Genomic DNA, 19255 nt, shown 5'->3' with positions numbered 1-19255 from the left:
TTATTTGGTTATTAATACTCCACCATTGCAAGGAATAGTCAATTGCAATTCTTGTTTCTTTCCTATTCCTATTTGTTTCACACCGCCCTGCAATACCTTATCATCACTAAATAGTCTCACCTTTTCCCCATTGGAGAACATCGGCAAATTAACTTTAAGTTTCAGTGTTTCCTTCTGCGCATTTACTCCGGCAATATACCATTTGTCTCCATGACGACGGGCGAGAATAACGTATTTACCAGGATAACCGTCAATGAAACGTACCTCATCCCAAGTCGTTGGAACCTCTTTCATAAAATCAATAGCCCATGCAGGAGCATCGGTCAGATTATTCGGTGCCAAAGCAAAATGCTGTACCGGACTCTGAAATAGAACCGCCGTAGCCAGTGCGTAGACATCTGATGTTACCCGCCGGCTTCCCCGTGGAGCATTATCCGCATTATAATATTTGTTCAATGCACTACCTCCAAAATCCATGCTACCCACAGTATTACGAATAAACGGGTGCAAGGTAGCATTAAAGGCCTCATTATCACAGCTGCCTTGAGAGAAATGAAGATTTTCACTAGCCAATACAGCCTCACTCGATGCGAAGTTAGGATACATACGTTCCCAGCCACGAGGCAAAGTACATCCATGGAAAATAACTAAAAGACCGTACTCGTTTGCATCCGACAAGATATCCTCATACAACTGCATAGTCATTTGCTTGTCACCTCCGAAAAAGTCAACTTTTATTCCACGAATACCAATGCTTTGCATCCATTTCATCTCCTTACGTCTGGCTATCGCATTATCCATAATACCTCTCGGAGTTTGCGGAGCATCATTCCAATACCCATTCGAATTATACCACAAATAAAGAGCTACCCCTTTGTCCTTCCCATATTTAGCCAATTCTTCAATTTTATCACGTCCTATTTGTTTATCCCACAAGGCATCCACTAACACAGATTGATACCCCATTGCTGCCGAAAAATCAATATACCGGAGTTGCTCTTTATAATTAGTACTTCCATCCATACCGATAATCCAGCTCCATGAACCCCGTCCATACGTATACTCTCCTTTTGCCGGATAAAGCGGTTTTACAACATCAAAAGGAACCGTTGTCTCCACTATTGGAGCCAAAGTCTTGCCCACAGTAATAGTACGCCAAGGCGTCTCGCCCGGTAATGCTATCCCTGGAGAAACCGTACCATTCCCATTTGCTTCACCTTCTTGCGGAAATCCGATTGTATACGTTCCTCCTTTGTGTCCCAACAGACGGCTCGCACAATATCCACCATTTACTCCCGTTTCGGAAACAAGCACCCAACCATTATCTCCATTACGGAACAGACAGGGAAATGTATATCCTTCTCCCCAGCCATTTTTCCCTGCGACATCATCTGCCGTATAAGACGTCTCATAACTTGGAGAAGTACGGGCAAATCCTCCCATCGGTTTACTTTGCGGACAAAGGAAAGTGGTGGTTCCGTCAGGAAACACAAATCCCGTAGCTTCTTGCTTAACCACGCAACTTAGTGTCTCACCTTGCGGATATATCTTATATTTAAAAGCAACATCGTTATTACTTATGCGGAATATAACATCATAAATTGTTTTCCCTTGTTGCGTAAACGAAAATACAGCTTCATTTGCCACATAACGAACCTTGCTCTGCTTAATAGAAGCTAACTCGTATGTTTCATCTATTTTATTTGTTGAAACATTCTTCTCCAGCGACATCCCCGATGAGAAATCTCCTATATTTGCAATCATCCCCAATGGAGATGGTTTCAAAAAGAGAACATTGTCATAACTAACAGAATAAGAAGGTCTTCCATCCACATCTGAGAGTGTTACTACCAGCTTCCCATCAGGACTTGTTATCTGTTTATTTTCTGCACTTGCAACGCTACTCCCCAATAGCATAGCCATTACTATAAAAAACTTCACCATATTTCTATTTTTTAGATTCTTCTCTGTTGGCATAATCACACATTCTATTACAATCAAAACCTTACAGAAATTGCCTTCCCATTATAATCGACGTTTTTTTGAGTCCCGTCCTGAAGAGTTACAGCAAACTTACGGTTCTTCAACATTCCCTCATACGCACCTTTTCTTGCCCCTATCGTCAATTTACGAGATGCATTATTCCAAGAGATTGGAATTTCCGTATAAGCTCCTTTTTCGTAATTGTAATTATCAAATTCATCTTCATATAAAATGAAGTTTCCATTCGCACCCGCATATACCTTCAATTCAAGATGATCCCACGGTTTTTCAGTGGCATACTGAACTTGTGGACCAACAGGAATGATACTACCCGCTTTTACATACAATGGAATAACATCAAGTGTAGTCTCTTTGGTAATTTCCTTTCCGCCTTCATGTTTCTCGTTTGTCCAGAAGTCATACCATAGCGTTCCTGCCGGTAAGTATATGTTAGTAGATTTCGTTTCCATGAAATCCACAGCAGCGTCAGTTTTTGTTTTTTTCGCTCCATCTCTGTTCCATCCTTCTTCTTCGGAGACTTTTACCACAGCTTCCGGTGTATATTGTGCATGAGTAATCGGAGCCACAAGGATCGATTTTCCAAACATATATTCGTCATTGATATCCCACACCTTTCTGTCATCTACAAAATCCATCATCAAAGCGCGCATAAAACTCGATTGACGATTGCTTACCTCCCAAGAAGTAGAATAAATATAAGGCAACAGAGAGTAACGTAAACCTATCATCTTCTCGATAGCATCATATACAGGCTCGCCTTTCTTTCCGAACTTATAGATTTCCCTATAAACATCCGTCCCGTGCGAACGCATCATCGGATTGAACGTTCCAAACTGCAACCAACGCACATAAAGCTCCTGATACAATGGATTTTTTGAAGCACTATCATCATTCCAGCTTTTATTATAATGTCCTGCAAAAAAGCCACCAATATCACTATTCCAGTGAGGCATACCACACAAAGAAAAGTTTAATCCGGCAGGAATCTGATTTCTAAAACTCTCCCATGTGGAAGCGACATCACCACTCCATACATTTGCACCATAACGTTGCTGCCCCAAGAATCCGGAACGGGTTAAAATAAACACGCGTTTGTCCGAAGTCACTGCACGCTGATGGTCGTAAACCCCTCCGACAGTCATCAACGGATAAGCATTGCGCACCTTACGGAACGAGCCCAGATAGGTTTTGGTATCCATATCCTCCGGCTTCCAATCCAGATGATCGGGTTCGGTAGAGTCCATCCACCAGGCATCCATTCCCAGCTTGAAAATTCCATCATTCAGATATTTCCAATAAATATCACGTGCTTCGGGATTGTAAGCATCATACACCCTTACACCGGAAGGATATTCCATGTTGGGGGGCCATGACTCCAATCCCGATTGCGGCCAGGTAGTGAAGTTAAACAACATACCTTTTTTGTCCAATTCTCTATAAGGTTTGGTCATCGGTCCGAATGACGACCAGATAGATATAGCCATGTGTGCGTTCATCGCATGGACATCCTCCATCATCTTTTGAGGATTATTGAAAGTCGGATTCTGAAAATCCATCGCATTCCACAAATAGTTATGCCCCCAATATTGCCAATCCTGAATAATACCATCCAAAGGAATACCCAATTCACGATATTTACGAACAACGTCTACCACTTCCTCCTGGCTTTTATATCTTTCTTTACTTTGCCAGTAACCATAAGTCCATAAAGGAAACATCGGTGCTTGCCCGGTCAAGCTGCGTACTTGTGCTATTACACCATCGGCATCCTTCCCATACATGAAATAATAGTCTACACAATCACCTACTTCAGAACGAAAAGATGTTTCAACTTCGTTGTCCGTAAAAAGAGTCGGCGAATAGTTATCCCAAAACACACCATATCCTTTGGTGGACTGGAAGAATGGCGACACATCTTCAACATTTCCCTGTATCAGATTTTTGGTCATGTTCCGCTGAATCATCTTTCCATTTTGCAATTGTCCCAAACCATAAATAGCTTCCTCCTTATCTAATACAAAAGGTTGATAAACCTGATAAGTTTTTGTCCCGGCATCATCGAAATCGATAAACTGCATACCGGATTTCTCTGCCAATAACGACTTGCCATCCTTTGAGAAATAAGAAACAATTCCCGTCCCGGTGTCCACACTGACACTTAGTTCACTGGTATTCAATACAATCTTATTATCTTGTATATCAACTTTGAAACTCACCTTTTCAGGTTTGGCAATTACAGAAAGACTCTGTTTTTCATAGGCAACACCTTCCGGTGACTTTATTACTCTCGCCACAGCAGGCGCAAAGAATTGTACTTCTATATCCACTGCATTTACAGTGGTTTTGATACCGGACGATGTTTTCTGATAGTTCTGTGCGAATAAGATATTTGTGCTGAAGCATAAACATATACCCCAAAATAGATGATGTATTTTCATAATTATAGAATGATAAGGTTTCTAATTAATAACCAACAGATGTTGCATACAGTCCAATCATTGCTCCTGTAAAGCCACCAGCCTCATTAGTAGAAAGAATATCGCCGGAAACGGTTCCTCCTAAATTTAGGAAACCCTTGCCATCAATCGAATAATTAAAACGATAATCATCTCCATTGGCTGTTACTTGCAGTGTCACAGGTTTCTCTGTTTCTATCTTCACCTCACCCAGGACACTCGCTTGTCCTTTTTCGGTTCTTTGCAGTATCAGGTAATAGTCTTTTCCCTTTTTAGTGATACCGAAAACATAGTGATATCTTTCATTTTGATAACATGTTATACCGGCAAAATCTTTCTCATTTTTTGGTTTGTACTCCATGGTTGCTGCCGCGGTAAATTGATTATGCTGTTGACGGTAGAACAAAGTAGAAGTAGGTTTCACTTCATTGATATTTGAGGTAAAAGGGATGATCCGCAACCCTTTATCGGTCATCTCAACGAATTCTTCACGAGGACCTCTAAGACCGATCCATCTAAAATCTAATGTCTTATCGGAGAAATCATCCTTAAAGACAAAGTTGCCACTAGGCAAATAACCGTTTTTTCCTGTTTGGTTCTCTACTCCCGAAGGCATCTTCAATGTAGGTTTCATAGGGATAAGCCCATTCTCGAAAACAGGAAATGTTCCGCTCCAGTCCACCGGAAGAATAAAAGTTTCGCGTCCGGTATTCACTCTGTTCTTCTCATTGGGGCGTATTCCTAAAAATACACCATAATATTTTCCGTCGGGTCCCTCCACTAAGTCTGCATGACCAGCCCAGTCTACTTTATCCGCCCGATTTGCAGGAAAATAACGTTGAGTTAAAATAGGATTATTATTTGACGGAAGATAAGGTCCTTTCGGATGATCACTTACAAAAATGACTTCGCTATGCCAGCCTCCGGTTCCTCCTTCCGCACACATTAAATAATAACGTCCATCTTTCTTATAGATATGAGGAGCTTCAATCCATATCGGCTTTTCTTCTATATTGACGCCACCGTTTACGATGATCCGGTCCGTTCCCGGAACCACTTTATCATTCTCCACATCATAATCCCATATTTTTATAACACGGTGTCCCGAGTAACGCTCGTTTGCTTTAGCAGGAGCATCATTATGTACCACGTATGCCTTGCCATTATCATCAAAGAAAAGAGAAGGATCAATGCCTTCAAATTGAAGTTTGATCGGATCACTCCAGCCATTCTCCGGATTCTTTGTCTTTACCACCATATTTCCAAAGCCACCGGAAAATTGAGTGGTTATCATATAAAACGTATCATTATTGGGATTATATCTTATAGCAGGAGCATATACACCAGCACTAATACCACAATCTTCAACCTTTAATTGTGACGTTCTGTCCAGCACATGGCCGATTTGTTTCCAGTTGACCAGATCATTAGAATGGAAAATAGGTACCCCGGGAAACATAGCAAAAGATGAGCACACTAAATAATAATCATTCCCTTTCCGCGTTATACTCGGATCGGGATAGCAACCCTGCAAAATAGGATTATAGAACTCACCCGGCTTTAAAGGATTGTTTTGATAAATAGCATCCTCCCCCTGATAAATAAATTGCGTAAAGACAGGAGCATTTTTCGTTATTTTACCCTTGCCACTCACCTCCATATTAAAAAACAACATAATAAATACGACAAGCCCCACGGATTGCCAGCCCGACAAAATCAATTTTAATGTTCTCATATTATCACTTTTTATTTTCTATAATTTCCTGTTCCATAGTAGTGTTTGCAAATGTATCGATTCGGTTTTATCATATATGTACAATCATGATACAGGCATCTATATACAGGTTACATTTATCACAGACATGTAACATGATTCTTTTCTGATGTAACAAAAAGCCCCAAAACAGAAAAATGGTAAGATAAATGACTACATTACCTATTATTTCAACACTTTTATCCCCCATCATGTAAAAGACTGAATATCAAGCATTAGCAAATATTCATTTTCCTTTAAAAGAAAGCCCCCGTTGGTTTAAAAGAAACGGGGGCTTGGTTTAAAAGAAACGACCCGTTCCTTTTAAAGGAACAAGGTCGTTCTTTCTTTATTCATTCAATAAATAAATCCGGATTGTCTATCTGTAAAAATAAACAAAATTCCAAAGCGGTATTACTGTACGTTCATTACAATCGTTTTCAACTTATTTCTATCAGAAGTTCCTCCATACAGTAATTCATAAGTACCTTCCAACGGACGCATCGTATTCGACTCTGCATCAAACCATTCAAAGTTCTCACCGGTAAGAGGAATAGCTACTGATTCAGTTTTCCCTGCCGGAATATGAACGCGTTTGAAGGCACGCAAGGTATAACGGGGACCTTCCTTATCACCCGGACGTCCCAAATAAACCTGAACCACCTCTTCTCCATCACGTTGCCCGACATTGCTTACCGGAATAGTCAATACTACATTTTCACCTTTAGCGATTGTATTCTTGCTCAATTTAGCTTCTCCATAAGTAAAGTCAGTATAACTCAACCCATGACCGAATGGGAAAAGTGGTTGCTGTTGCATATATCGATAGGTACGTCCCTTCATGGAATAGTCTTCAAAGTCCGGCAATTGATTCACATCCTTATAGAAAGTGACCGGCAGGCGTCCACCGGGATTATACTCTCCCCAAAGAGCATCAACGATAGCTGTACCACCCGCCTGTCCCGGATACCATGCCTGCAGAATCGCTTCACAAGTAGTCGTTTCGGGCACTAGTCCGATAGCTGAACCGGAATAATTGATAAAGACAACCTTTTTACCAGCCTTCTTCAAAGCTTTCAACAAATCACGTTGAACGTCCGGAAGTTCAATATCCGTACGGTCACCACCCTTAAATCCGGGAACTTCTACCGGCATTTCCTCACCTTCCAGACTTGGAGAAATTCCACCAGCAAAAAGAATCACATCAGCATCCATTACTCTCTTCACTGCGAGGTTCAAGTCGATCCCGACCTCTTTGCCCAAATCAAAATCAAGTGTAGCCCTTTCATTCCGTTGTTTGAATAAAATCTCGATATGATACTCTTTTCCAGCTTTCGCCTGTAACGTATAGAGGTTCGTCGGATTCTTAACATATATTTTCCGAGCCACTTGCTCACCATTTATAATAAGAGTCACTTCACCATCCAATTGAAAACGGAAAGCAACATCACCCGACTGCGAAGGACGAAAGACAGATTCATAACGAGCCGAGAAATTAGTTATTTCCACACCGGGCGCAAATGTAGTAGCCCCTGTTGTCGCAAAATGGAACGGAGTGGAAATCTGATCGGTAGCAACCACTTCCCCTTCACGATCACGATTATTCCAATATTCTGCCAAGAAACCGGGTTTACCATTTATACTACATTCATCAAACAGGCTTTGGAGTGTCTTTCCGTCCACACGGTCACAACCCGGTTCGTATATGATTTGTCCTTCCGGTAGTTTGGCACGGACAGCTTCCAATAAGGTAACCGTATGTGCCGGAATACCGTTATAATTTCCCCACTGCATCACGGAGTCATTGGCATTAGGTCCCATAACGGCTACTTTCAGATTAGTATTCAGAGGCAGGATGTTGTTTTTATTCTGCAAGAGCACCAATGATTCACGAGCCATACGCAAAGCCAATGCCTGATGTTCCTTACTATTCAACACAGAGGCCGGAATTTCCGACCAAGCCGGTTGTTCGTCCATTTCTCCCAGTTCAAAACGTGCTGTCAACAAACGTTTCAATGAAATATCTATTTCTTTTTCGTCAATCAAACCGGCTTTTACAGCATCCGCCAGTGAAGCATATTCACTTCCACATTCAAGGTCTGTACCTGTCCGCACAGCAGCGGCCGAAGCGTGTTCCTTATCCGGATGAGTCCCATGCGTTCCCGGTCTATAGAAATCGGAGATCGCTCCACAGTCAGAGACTACAATGCCTTTGTATCCCCATTCATCCCGCAATATTTGCATCAACAGGCGATTGCTGCCACAACAAGGCTCTCCCTCAAAACGATTGTAGGCACACATCACTTCCTTTACATGCGCTTTCTGTACCAAATCTTTAAAAGCAGGCAGATAGGTTTCCCATAAATCCCGGGGATCTATATTCTCCGCATCAAAACTATGCCGGTTCCACTCCGGTCCTGAATGAACGGCAAAGTGCTTGGCACATGCGTGCAGCTTATCATACCTGGCATCTTCCGGTCCTTGCAAACCACGGACTACAGCCATTCCCATTTGTCCTGTCAGATAAGGGTCTTCACCGTATGTTTCCTGACCGCGTCCCCAACGAGGGTCACGGAATATATTGACATTCGGTGTCCAGAATGTTAATCCCTGATAGCGTTTCAGCACGCCGCTTTCACCGAAAATACGCGATTTTACACGAGCCTCATCGGAAGTGGCATTGAACACTTCATATAATAATGAATCATTAAAAGAAGCTCCCATACCGATAGACTGGGGAAAAACAGTAGCCAATCCGGCACGTCCCACACCGTGCAACGCTTCATTCCACCACTCATATTCTTTAATTCCCAGTCGAGGGATAGCAGGTGATGCATTTTGCATTAATGATACTTTTTCTTCCAAAGTCAACCGGGGCAACAAATCCTCCGCCCGTTGTTCCACCGTTAAAGAAGTGTCCTGGTAAGGCAGCAATTGCTTACATGCCGAAAACGATAACACCAAACAAACACCCATAATCGGTATCCAACCTCTTTTCATAATATTATACTTATTAGTTATGATTAATTTGGAAACAAAAATAGCCTATTTTCCAATAAAACAATGTTTCATTGGTTACAAATACATATTTGTGTGTTACATTGACGCATCACAGAACGAATAATCAAAAGAGTCCACATCTACATAACCGCCTACAGAACGTGTAGCATAATTAAATATGGCAAACTTACTGCCCATGAACATACGGGTGTAGTCAAACTTCATCTTAATAGGCAGACCGACAGGCAGCCATGTTTTCCCATCAAGACTATAAGAAAAACGAGCCTCATCCCGTCCATTGGTAAAGTCACCTTCCACACGCAAATAGACAAGCTCTTTGTTTAGAGGTATACGGGCTTGTTCGGTCATATCCACACGGCTAATGGCACGCTTCGTTTTCTCAAACACGCTTTTCTGTTCACTCATCACAAGAGACAGTTTATTTCCGTTCTTTTCAACCGTAAGCACACCGCTGTCACCATTAAAAGCCGATAATCCTGCACGGTCACCATCTTTCATCCCCCCCAGAGAGAGACTGACAGTGCCCATGCATTTCGGTCCTACCATACGTTGAGTCAACGTATTGGGAGCAACAAACAGGTTATCTACCACACGGGAGGTTTTCAAACGCAAAAATCCGGGACGGTCGGTAAGGCTCCATGCCTGATCGACGGGGTTATGATTCCACTGCCAATAGAGGGAAAGCCCGGAAGCGGAAAAATCATCCGAACCGCAGATACCATCCATTGACATATACGATAAAGTGGTATCATTCGGAATGTGCCCATCCTTGTCTCCCAGCATAGGCCAACCATCTTCCGTCCATGTACAAGGCATAAGACACGGCACACGCCCTACGCCACCACGATCCTGAAAAATCAGTCCGTACCATTCACCGTTTTTCCCGTCTACGATGCATCCCTGACCAACACCGCCATGCCCGTCAAACTCCGTTTCAAGAATGACACGTTTTTCGTAAGGTCCGGTAATCTTATCGGCACGATAGCATACTTCACGACGCAGACGGCCGGGAATACTCCAATCCATAGAAATCATCAGCAAATAATATTTTCCATTATGCTTAATGACGGAACTACCTTCCAACAGACCTTGTTCGTCAGCATCCCGCTCAAATATTTGCTGATTGATGCCACCGGGAAGTACATCAGTCAAATCGGGTTTCAACTCCGTAAGATGTCCCGTACTGTGAAAGAGATACACCCGCCCGTCATCATCAAACAGAAGCGAACCGTCATGAAAATGCGGGGGACGCGAAAGAAGTTTCCAGGGACCGGCCGGATCTGTCGCAGTATAAACAAACCCACGTCCGGGCGCGCCATTGGCTGTAAACCATACATAGAATTTTCCGTCATGATAGCGGATAGATGATGCCCATTGTCCTTGCCCGTAAGCAGTGCCTTCGAGCAGATCATAACGGGGACCATCGTCAATGCGAGGAAATACGTAGCTGATAGTTTCCCAATGTTTCATGTCCGGCGAACGCATGATTGGCGCCCCCGGCATCAGGTGCATAGTAGTGGAAACCATGTAAAAGTAATCGCCTGCGCGACATACTGACATATCGGGCACGTCAGCATAAAGAATAGGATTACGGTATTGTGCTCCGGCTGATAGCGGGAAGAACCATGTAAAAAGAGTACACAGTAAAATAGTGTTGATTTTTGTTTTCAGCATAATCATCGTTTTTTTATTAACTGGCTACATTATCTATTATTTGAAAGCTAATTATTTAAAATATTCCTTGTTATCTTCCACATCACAAAAATAGAAAATGCAAACAGATATATTGCCCAAAGTATGCTACATGATTTCTTTGTGATGCTACATATCGAATGAAGAATGTTACATCTATATTTACTCATGTTACATCACCCTATCTCCCAAAGAGAGGAGACTGTATTCAGCCTCCTCTCACTTATTACATACCCGAACAACAGGTATCAACAACTATTCTTATTACAAGAACTTATCAGAACTCAACCAGTATACGGAACACCTTTCCCGGATTAGCCGTCCATTCCTGCATAGCTTCCAAAGCTCCTTCCGGTTTGGCAATCTTCGAAATCAGTTCTTCCACCGGACAGTTGCCTTCTTTCATATAATTAATAACCGCACGGAAATCGGCAGGTAACGCATTTCTGGAACCACGGATATCCAGTTCTTTCTGAACGAAATATTTCGTTTGGAAAGCTACTTCGCTTTTGGCATAACCGATGCAAACGACCCGTCCTGTAAAACCGACTTCATCCACCGCCATCACATAAGTGACCGGACTGCCGACAGCTTCAATCACCACATCGGCACCGAAGCCCTCTGTTATCTGTTGCATCCGTTCGTGTACATTTTCTGTCTTGGAGTTAATCACATAAGAAGCACCTACCTTTTTCGCCAGTTCCAGTTTCTCGTCATCCAAGTCGACAGCAATGACCGTTGCTCCTCTCAAAGCAGCACGTACAATGGCACCGATACCAATCATACCGCAGCCAATAACCATCACAAACTCATTATCGATTACCTGCGCACGAGATACCGCATGGAATCCGACACTCATCGGCTCAATCAACGCACAATCGCGAGGAGAGATATTACCAGCCGGAATAATCTTCGTCCAAGGTAAAACTGCATATTCGCACATCACTCCATTGCGCTGTACCCCTAACGTTTCATTATGCTCACAGGCATTGACACGACCATTACGACAGGAAGCACATTTACCACAATTGGTATATGGATTCAATGTCACGTTCATCCCTTTTTCAAAGCCGGCCGGAACATTCGGACCAACCTCCTCAATCACCGCTCCTACCTCATGTCCCGGGATTACCGGTAACTTCACCATTGGGTTACGTCCTAAAAAGGTATTCAGGTCGGAGCCACAGAAACCCACATACTTGATTCTTACTAATACTTCACCGACACCAACGGTCGGTTTTTCCAGTTCAACCACCTTCATTTCGGAGGGATTGACAATTTGAACTGCTTTCATTGGATATGTTTGATAAATAAATTTATTAATCGATTACTTTATAACCTTTCCAGCCGTAATATGCACAGAAGACAAAACAAATCATCGGTACACAATAGGCCATATAATAGATATGCTCATTGGCATGCATGAAATAAGCCGTCAACTGTGGCAGGCAGGCATTGCCGACAATAGCCATTACCAGAAATGCCGAACCGCTCTTTGTCTGATTCCCCAGTCCTTTTAGCGCCAATGAGAACTGTGTGGGATACATTATAGACATAAAGAAAGAGATAGCCAACATTGCGTATAACCCGATCATACCTCCCCATATCATCACTGCCCCGCACAAAAGAATATTCATCAAGGCGTAAACCAGTAGCATATCCTGTGGACGGAATTTCACCATCAATCCGGTACCGATCCAACGCCCCAAAAGAAATGCGAGCATATACAATCCGAAGAAGGTAGTCGCCGTATCTTCCGGCAATCCGGCATAAGTGCAACAGTAAACCAGAAACAGACTGTTTATCGCCGTCTGTCCGCCGTTATAGAAGAATTGCGCAATCACTCCCCACCGCAAGTGTGAGTGCTTCAATACACCGAAGTCTATCAGTTTTTCTTTCTGGCTGCCCTCTTTCGTTTTACCCGAAGAAGTCGTTTTATCGGAAGAAGCCGTTTCTCCTTCGTCCCCAATCTTCGGCAATTTTGAAAAGACGAAGACAACAGCTATGGCAATCAACAGTATAGCCAATATCAGATAAGGAAGTTTCATGGCATCCGTTTCCAATTGGATATAGGCCTGCCAGCCTCCCGGATAATCTACAGGAAGGGTCTCTCGCGTGTAATGAGTTCCGCTAAGGATGAGCTTACTCAAAAACATGGCAGCGATAAAAGCTCCGAGTCCATTGAAAGACTGCGCCAGATTCAATCGGCGGGGAGCTGTTTCGGGGGCTCCTAAAACCGTCACATACGGATTGGCAGCCGTCTCCAGAAAGCACATTCCCGTAGCGATAATAAAGAAGATACAGAGGTAAGCCCAATATTCTTTTAAAATGGCGGCAGGAAAGAAAAGCAGGCCTCCGATTGCTGCTAATACCAGTCCGAAAATAATTCCCGCCTTATAGTTGTAACGTTTCATAAACATCGCTATGGGGATGGGGAAAATAAAATAAGCCAACCAGTAGGCAGTCTCGGTAAAGGAGGCTTCAAAGGTATTCAGTTCACATGTCTTCATCAATTGCCGGATCATTGTGGGAAGCAGATTGCTGCTTATCGCCCACAGAAAGAAAAGGCAGAAAACTAACGCTAAAGGTATTGTATATGTATTCTTTTTCATGGTATAAATCTAGTTTTACGATAAGGATGTTTTCTCTATCATTCGGACATGTTCTTGATGTAAGGAAGTACGGGGAGATCCGTGAATCCATAGAAGTTCCGGGCATTTTCTCCCAAAAAGAGTCTTTTGTCCTCTTCCGTCAACTCGGAAGACTTCACCACAAAATCGTATGACATCTTGTAGGTGATTGCTGTAATGGTGCGCGGATAGTCCGATCCCCACATCAGTTTCTCCATGCCAACTAAATCCGCCGCTTCCCGAATGGCTTTCACTGCTCCTTTGAAAGGATAAAATTCATCATTGAAAAGCCAGGTGATTCCGCCGGATTCAATCATCACATTGGGATGACGTGCCAGGCGGATTTGTTCTTTCCAGTCCGGACGTGTCACCATTCCGAAGTGTCCGACAGCTATTTTTAGGCGGGGACATTCCTGAATAATCTCTTCCATTTCAAAAACCTGTGTTGCTCCGTCAGCCAAATCGATGGAGAGCATGACATTCCGTTCTTCCATAGAATGAAACATCTGCATCATTTCCTCATTATTCAGCATTACACGTCCCTCTTTTAACAACAAGCGCTGGGCAGGGATTTTTATAGCCTTAAAACCTTTGGCTATAAGCTCTTTCGCCTGCTCCAAAAATCCAGGTTTACGAAACTCACACATTCCGCAAACAAAGAAACGGTTGGGATAATGGGAAACGACTTCCGACAAATAATCATTCTGAATACCGTCAATAAACTCTTGGGTAATGACAGCCGCAGCCACTTGCGCATAGTCCATATTCGAAAGAAAAACTTCCGCGCTATTCACACCGTCTACCATAAAGGGCGGAACCATTTGCCGGATTTCTCCCATAAATTCCGAACGGCCATTTTCCAACGTCCGGATAGGCAATCCGTCCACAACAGTATCCTGTCGTAACCACAGATGGGCATGCGCATCAATAATTGTATAGTCCATACGAATGACGCTGTTTTATGAGTTTGCCCAACTTACACGTTTCTGCTCTCCGATAATCTCCTGCACTTCCCGAACGAGTTCCCAGTCAATAGGTTCTTCGATGAAAGCGATGTTCTTTTTCACATTCTCCGGATTAGTTGTACTAAATAAAGTCGTTGCGATACGGGGATTGCTGACGGAGAACTGCATAGCCAGCTTCTCAATCGGATAATTCTTAGCTTTGCAATGTTCCATTGCTTTACGGCAAGCCTCTACCAAGGGTTTGGGAGCCGGATGCCAGGCAGGAACACCACGTTCACTCAACAGTCCCATTGAAAGGGGAGAAGCATTAATCACGCCGATTTCTTTGGATTCGAAGTAGTCCAGGAAGTCTGCTAATTTATCATCACACAAGCAATAATGGCAGAAGCTAAGCACAGATTCAATCGTACCGCTTGGTGAATGGTCGATTACCCATTTCAAGTTTTCGAGTTGCAAGTCGGTAATTCCAACGTGTCCTACCACTCCTTTTTCACGCAACTCAACCAAAGCAGGCAGAGTTTCATTAACTACCAGGTTCAAATCGGCAAACTCCACATCGTGTACATTTATCAGATCGATAAAATCTATATTCAGACGTTCCATGCTCTCATACACACTTTCCGTCGCACGTTTTGCAGAGTAATCCCACAGATTTACTCCATCTTTTCCATAACGTCCCACTTTGGTAGAAAGGTAATAACGGTCGCGAGGAAGATCTTTAAGCGCCTTTCCTAAAACAGTTTCCGCTTTATAATGTCCGTAATAAGGAGACACATCGATAAAGTTCATTCCTGCCTCAACAGCGGTAAACACAGCCTGAATGCCTTCTTTTTCTTTCAAATCATGGAAAACTCCTCCTAAAGAAGAAGCTCCAAAACTAAGAGATGATACTTTCATCCCTGTCTTTCCGATTTCATGGTATTGCATACTTTTAGGTTTTAAATCATTTTGTATGCGACAAAAATAGGTCAGTAATAGTTTCAGTGCAGCAGAGAGCGGTCGAAAAACCAACGTAACGGTTTACGTAAAAAATATTGCTTCAGATGCTTTTAATTTTCCGGGAATGTGCTTTCTTTGTAAAAAGAATCTAAGTTGCAGACTTTCAAATGGAAAACCGGAAACATACTTCATTAAAAGATCTCGCCCAAGCATTGGGGGTGTCGATTCCTACTGTATCCAGGGCACTAAAAGATAGTCCGGAAATCAGCCGTGAACTTTGTGCTAAAGCAAAGGCACTGGCTAAAGAGATGAACTACCGTCCCAATCCTTTTGCCATGAGCCTGCGGAAAAATGCACCACGTATCATCGGAGTGATCGTTCCGGATATTGTCACTCATTTCTTTGCATCAATTCTGAATGGAATAGAGAATATGGCTATTGCCAACGGATATTTCGTGATTATCACGACTTCACATGAGTCTTACGAGCACGAAAAAAGAAATATTGAGAATCTGGTCAATATGCGTGTGGAAGGCATCATCGCCTGTCTGTCTCAAGAAACAACCGATTTCTCCCACATCTCCGCCTTGAAAGACATTAATATGCCACTTATCCTGTTCGACCGTGTTTGCCTGACCGACCAATTTTCATCGGTGATAGCAGACGGGGCACAATCCGCACAGATGGCTACACAACATCTCCTGGATAATGGAAGCGAGCGGGTAGCTTTTATCGGAGGAGCTAATCATCTGGATATTGTAAAGAGAAGAAAACATGGTTATCTGGAAGCCTTACGTGAGAATCGTATTCCGATCGAAAAAGAGCTGGTAGTCTGCCGGAAGATTGATTATGAGGAAGGCAAGATTGCCACAGAAACTTTACTGTCACTTCCACAGCCTCCGGATGCTATTCTTGCCATGAATGACACATTGGCTTTCGCAGCAATGGAAGTTATCAAAAATCACGGCCTCCGGATTCCGAATGATGTGGCAATCATCGGGTATACAGACGAGCAGCATGCTAATTATGTGGAACCGAAATTATCAGCAGTATCACATCAGACCTATAAAATGGGAGAAACTGCCTGCCAACTACTTATCGATCAGATAAAAGGAGATAAGACTATCAAGCAGGTGACGATTCCAACACATTTGCAGATTAGGGAGAGTAGTATAAAAAATCAAAAATGTAATCTTCTGTAATATAAGCAAGAAGGAACAAAACATAAGGAGTAGTCAAACGACATCATGACAATGAGGATTATGGATTGATGATGAAAATGAAAAGAATGCAAATCAAGCTATTGTATGGGATAAATGGAACAATCCTATAGGATATGACTTACCTGCAGATAAGAATTTCCATGGTATTACTCCTGGTAGAAATACAATATATGAAATACTTCAGTTTTAGAAATAATTCATAGAATAAAAATCATATCTAAACCAATGCTATATTAATAATAAGCTCCCTTATTCTATCCTTTGCCATAGATGAAATAGGATTAGAATAAGGGAACTTTATTTTAATAAATTCCAAATGATAATAAGTGATTATTTTTCGCACTTTAACATTTGAATATCAAATACTAAAGTTGAATAACCTAAAATAGTAATCGAAGAACCTTTTGGAGTATAATCACTACTACCATAACCATATTTCCATGGAACATACACTTCCAAACGTTCACCAATTTTTCTTCGTTGCAATACCTCTGACAAACCAGTCACAAGCCCATTAATTGTTAAGTTCGCAGTTCTTGAAAAATCAATGCTAGGATTCGCTTCAGTAAAAGAGCCATCAAACGCTTCCCCTATAAAGTTATCTTGTTTATCAACATAACCACCAGTATTACCCCAAATGATATAAGAACCTTTATAATATACAGTAACCTCATCTGTTGCCCGCGGGATAATATTTTGAATCACCCCATCTCCCACAGGAGTTTTCTTTTTAAAATAGATAGGAACTCCAGGATATGCAATCATATGAATAGAATCCAACTGACCACGTGTAGCGGTATTTGCATGAGCATTGGCTATTGAATCTATAAAAGCTTCATTACGTGCCTGCCAGTTATCATATTTGCCCGTCTCTTCCGTTTCACTGCAAGCAGTGAATGCAAGAGCCAGCAATACTAAGGAGAATAAATAGATCTTTTTACTCATTCGTCAAAGGTTTATTGTAATGTTTTCAATAGAGAAGTGATGCTTACTCTGTCTGCGATGATATTATTCAGTTCAGAGATAGCTACACGCTCTTGTTGCATGGTATCGCGATTACGCAATGTCACACAGTTATCTTCTAATGTCTGATGATCGACTGTTACACAGTACGGAGTACCAATAGCATCCTGACGGCGATAACGCTTACCGATACTATCCTTTTCGTCATATTGGCAATGGAAGTGGAACTTCAGGCTGTCAATAACCTCACGGGCTTTTTCAGGCAGGCCGTCTTTCTTTACCAACGGCATAACTGCCAGTTTCACCGGAGCCAAAGCAGCAGGCAATTTCAGAACCACACGGCTTTCACCATTCTCCAATTGCTCTTCGCAATAAGATGCGCTCATGATACTAAGGAACATACGGTCAACGCCGATAGAAGTTTCGATTACGTACGGAGTATAAGACTCGTTCAGTTCCGGATCGAAATATTTGATGCTCTTGCCGGAGAACTTCTCATGTTGAGACAAGTCGAAGTTAGTACGAGAGTGGATACCTTCCACTTCTTTGAATCCGAACGGCATCAGGAATTCGATATCAGTAGCGGCATTCGCGTAGTGAGCCAGTTTATCGTGATCGTGATAACGATAGCTTGCATCGCCAAATCCAAGAGCTTTATGCCATTTCAGACGGATTTCTTTCCATTTCTTGAACCAGTCAAGTTCAGTTCCCGGTTTTACAAAGAACTGCATTTCCATCTGTTCGAACTCACGCATACGGAAGATGAACTGACGGGCAACGATCTCGTTACGGAAAGCCTTACCAATCTGTGCGATACCGAAAGGAACTTTCATACGACCCGTCTTCTGTACATTGAGGTAGTTTACAAAAATACCTTGTGCAGTTTCCGGACGAAGATAAATCTTCATGGCTCCTTCGGAAGTAGAACCCATTTCAGTAGAGAACATCAGATTAAACTGACGAACTTCTGTCCAGTTCTTTGTACCGGAGATCGGGCATACGATTTCTTCATCAATAATGATCTGACGCAATTCTTCCAGATTACCGTCGTTCAGAGCCTTAGCAAAGCGAGTGTGAAGTGCGTCACGTTTTGCCTGATGCTCCAATACACGTCCGTTGGTAGAACGGAATTGAGCCTCATCAAAAGATTCGCCGAATCTCTTGGCAGCTTTCGCTACTTCTTTATTGATTTTATCGTCATACTTAGCCAGCTGATCTTCGATCAACACGTCAGCACGATAACGTTTCTTAGAGTCTTTATTGTCAATCAAAGGGTCATTGAATGCGTCTACGTGTCCGGAAGCCTTCCAGATAGTAGGATGCATAAAGATGGCAGAGTCGATACCGACAATGTTCTCGTGCAACAGCACCATGCTGTCCCACCAGTATTTCTTGATGTTATTTTTCAATTCAACGCCCATCTGACCGTAGTCATACACAGCGCCTAGTCCGTCGTAGATATCGCTCGAAGGGAATACGAAACCATACTCTTTGCAATGCGATACAAGCTTCTTAAAAACGTCTTCTTGTGCCATTTTCTTTTCTATATCTATTAATTTGAATTTGCTTTTTTCGTAAAAAGTGCCACAAAGATAGGGATTTATCTCAT

Annotated in this window: 12 protein-coding genes; 1 reads left to right on the top strand and 11 read right to left on the bottom strand. The window is 42.5% G+C overall.

All coding sequences use genetic code 11. The features are described 5' to 3' along the window. The 9 genes from KTR06_RS01460 to KTR06_RS01420 all read right to left on the bottom strand — a co-directional run bounded on the left by KTR06_RS01460 (position 1) and on the right by KTR06_RS01420 (position 15448). A complete protein-coding gene (locus tag KTR06_RS01460) occupies positions 1-1977 on the bottom strand; it encodes a glycoside hydrolase family 97 protein (RefSeq protein WP_117683174.1) in 1977 nt (658 codons plus the stop codon). 20 nt (positions 1978-1997) lie between these two features. Next, complete coding sequence (locus KTR06_RS01455; RefSeq protein ID WP_217289892.1) at positions 1998-4442, bottom strand: TIM-barrel domain-containing protein; 2445 nt, start codon at positions 4440-4442, stop codon at positions 1998-2000. A 25-nt stretch (positions 4443-4467) separates the two neighbouring features. After that, positions 4468-6195: a glycoside hydrolase family 43 protein gene (locus KTR06_RS01450; protein WP_118407396.1), complete on the bottom strand. Its 1728-nt coding sequence runs from the start codon at positions 6193-6195 to the stop codon at positions 4468-4470. Between the two features lie 432 nt (positions 6196-6627). Next, positions 6628-9213, bottom strand: coding sequence for a xylan 1,4-beta-xylosidase (xyl3A, locus tag KTR06_RS01445; RefSeq protein WP_217289891.1), 2586 nt, complete (start codon positions 9211-9213; stop codon positions 6628-6630). Positions 9214-9309: 96 nt separating this feature from the next. Continuing rightward, a complete protein-coding gene (locus KTR06_RS01440) occupies positions 9310-10908 on the bottom strand; it encodes a glycoside hydrolase 43 family protein (protein WP_151923481.1) in 1599 nt (532 codons plus the stop codon). 295 nt (positions 10909-11203) lie between these two features. Then, positions 11204-12220 carry a zinc-binding alcohol dehydrogenase family protein gene (locus tag KTR06_RS01435; protein WP_215667569.1) on the bottom strand — a complete coding sequence of 339 codons (1017 nt, stop codon included), beginning with the start codon at positions 12218-12220 and terminating at the stop codon, positions 11204-11206. A 25-nt stretch (positions 12221-12245) separates the two neighbouring features. Next, a complete protein-coding gene (gene fucP / locus KTR06_RS01430) occupies positions 12246-13538 on the bottom strand; it encodes an L-fucose:H+ symporter permease (protein WP_217289890.1) in 1293 nt (430 codons plus the stop codon). A 38-nt stretch (positions 13539-13576) separates the two neighbouring features. Continuing rightward, positions 13577-14500: an amidohydrolase gene (locus tag KTR06_RS01425; RefSeq protein WP_217289889.1), complete on the bottom strand. Its 924-nt coding sequence runs from the start codon at positions 14498-14500 to the stop codon at positions 13577-13579. Positions 14501-14515: 15 nt separating this feature from the next. Beyond that, positions 14516-15448, bottom strand: a complete 933-nt coding sequence (locus tag KTR06_RS01420; protein WP_055235202.1) for an aldo/keto reductase — start codon at positions 15446-15448, stop codon at positions 14516-14518. A gap of 179 nt (positions 15449-15627) precedes the next feature. Here KTR06_RS01420 and KTR06_RS01415 point away from each other — a divergent pair, with 179 nt between their 5' ends. Next, on the top strand, positions 15628-16662 hold the full coding sequence (locus tag KTR06_RS01415; RefSeq protein WP_008776503.1) for a LacI family DNA-binding transcriptional regulator: 1035 nt from the start codon (positions 15628-15630) through the stop codon (positions 16660-16662). 351 nt (positions 16663-17013) lie between these two features. On the opposite strand, the gene KTR06_RS01410 is transcribed toward KTR06_RS01415, so the two are convergent. Together KTR06_RS01410 and KTR06_RS01405 are read right to left on the bottom strand one after the other, a co-directional pair. After that, positions 17014-17628, bottom strand: coding sequence for an FKBP-type peptidyl-prolyl cis-trans isomerase (locus KTR06_RS01410; RefSeq protein WP_004299631.1), 615 nt, complete (start codon positions 17626-17628; stop codon positions 17014-17016). An 11-nt stretch (positions 17629-17639) separates the two neighbouring features. Then, positions 17640-19181: a glycine--tRNA ligase gene (locus tag KTR06_RS01405; RefSeq protein WP_004299629.1), complete on the bottom strand. Its 1542-nt coding sequence runs from the start codon at positions 19179-19181 to the stop codon at positions 17640-17642. Between the last annotated feature and the right edge of the window lie 74 nt (positions 19182-19255).

It is taken from the genome of Bacteroides sp. MSK.20.12 (assembly GCF_019052435.1).
Classification (GTDB): domain Bacteria; phylum Bacteroidota; class Bacteroidia; order Bacteroidales; family Bacteroidaceae; genus Bacteroides; species Bacteroides xylanisolvens.
This window is presented reverse-complemented; position numbering and strand designations above follow the sequence as displayed.

Bases quoted from the DNA above. Each gene is read 5' to 3' on its own strand.
- KTR06_RS01460 (WP_117683174.1), bottom strand. From the start codon at position 1,977: ATGCCAACAGAGAAGAATCTAAAAAATAGAAATATGGTGAAGTTTTTT.
- KTR06_RS01410 (WP_004299631.1), bottom strand. From the start codon at position 17,628: ATGAGTAAAAAGATCTATTTATTCTCCTTAGTATTGCTGGCTCTTGCA.
- KTR06_RS01440 (WP_151923481.1), bottom strand. From the start codon at position 10,908: ATGCTGAAAACAAAAATCAACACTATTTTACTGTGTACTCTTTTTACA.
- KTR06_RS01450 (WP_118407396.1), bottom strand. From the start codon at position 6,195: ATGAGAACATTAAAATTGATTTTGTCGGGCTGGCAATCCGTGGGGCTT.
- KTR06_RS01415 (WP_008776503.1), top strand. From the start codon at position 15,628: ATGGAAAACCGGAAACATACTTCATTAAAAGATCTCGCCCAAGCATTG.
- KTR06_RS01405 (WP_004299629.1), bottom strand. From the start codon at position 19,181: ATGGCACAAGAAGACGTTTTTAAGAAGCTTGTATCGCATTGCAAAGAG.
- KTR06_RS01435 (WP_215667569.1), bottom strand. From the start codon at position 12,220: ATGAAAGCAGTTCAAATTGTCAATCCCTCCGAAATGAAGGTGGTTGAA.
- KTR06_RS01455 (WP_217289892.1), bottom strand. From the start codon at position 4,442: ATGAAAATACATCATCTATTTTGGGGTATATGTTTATGCTTCAGCACA.
- KTR06_RS01425 (WP_217289889.1), bottom strand. From the start codon at position 14,500: ATGGACTATACAATTATTGATGCGCATGCCCATCTGTGGTTACGACAG.
- fucP (WP_217289890.1), bottom strand. From the start codon at position 13,538: ATGAAAAAGAATACATATACAATACCTTTAGCGTTAGTTTTCTGCCTT.
- xyl3A (WP_217289891.1), bottom strand. From the start codon at position 9,213: ATGAAAAGAGGTTGGATACCGATTATGGGTGTTTGTTTGGTGTTATCG.
- KTR06_RS01420 (WP_055235202.1), bottom strand. From the start codon at position 15,448: ATGCAATACCATGAAATCGGAAAGACAGGGATGAAAGTATCATCTCTT.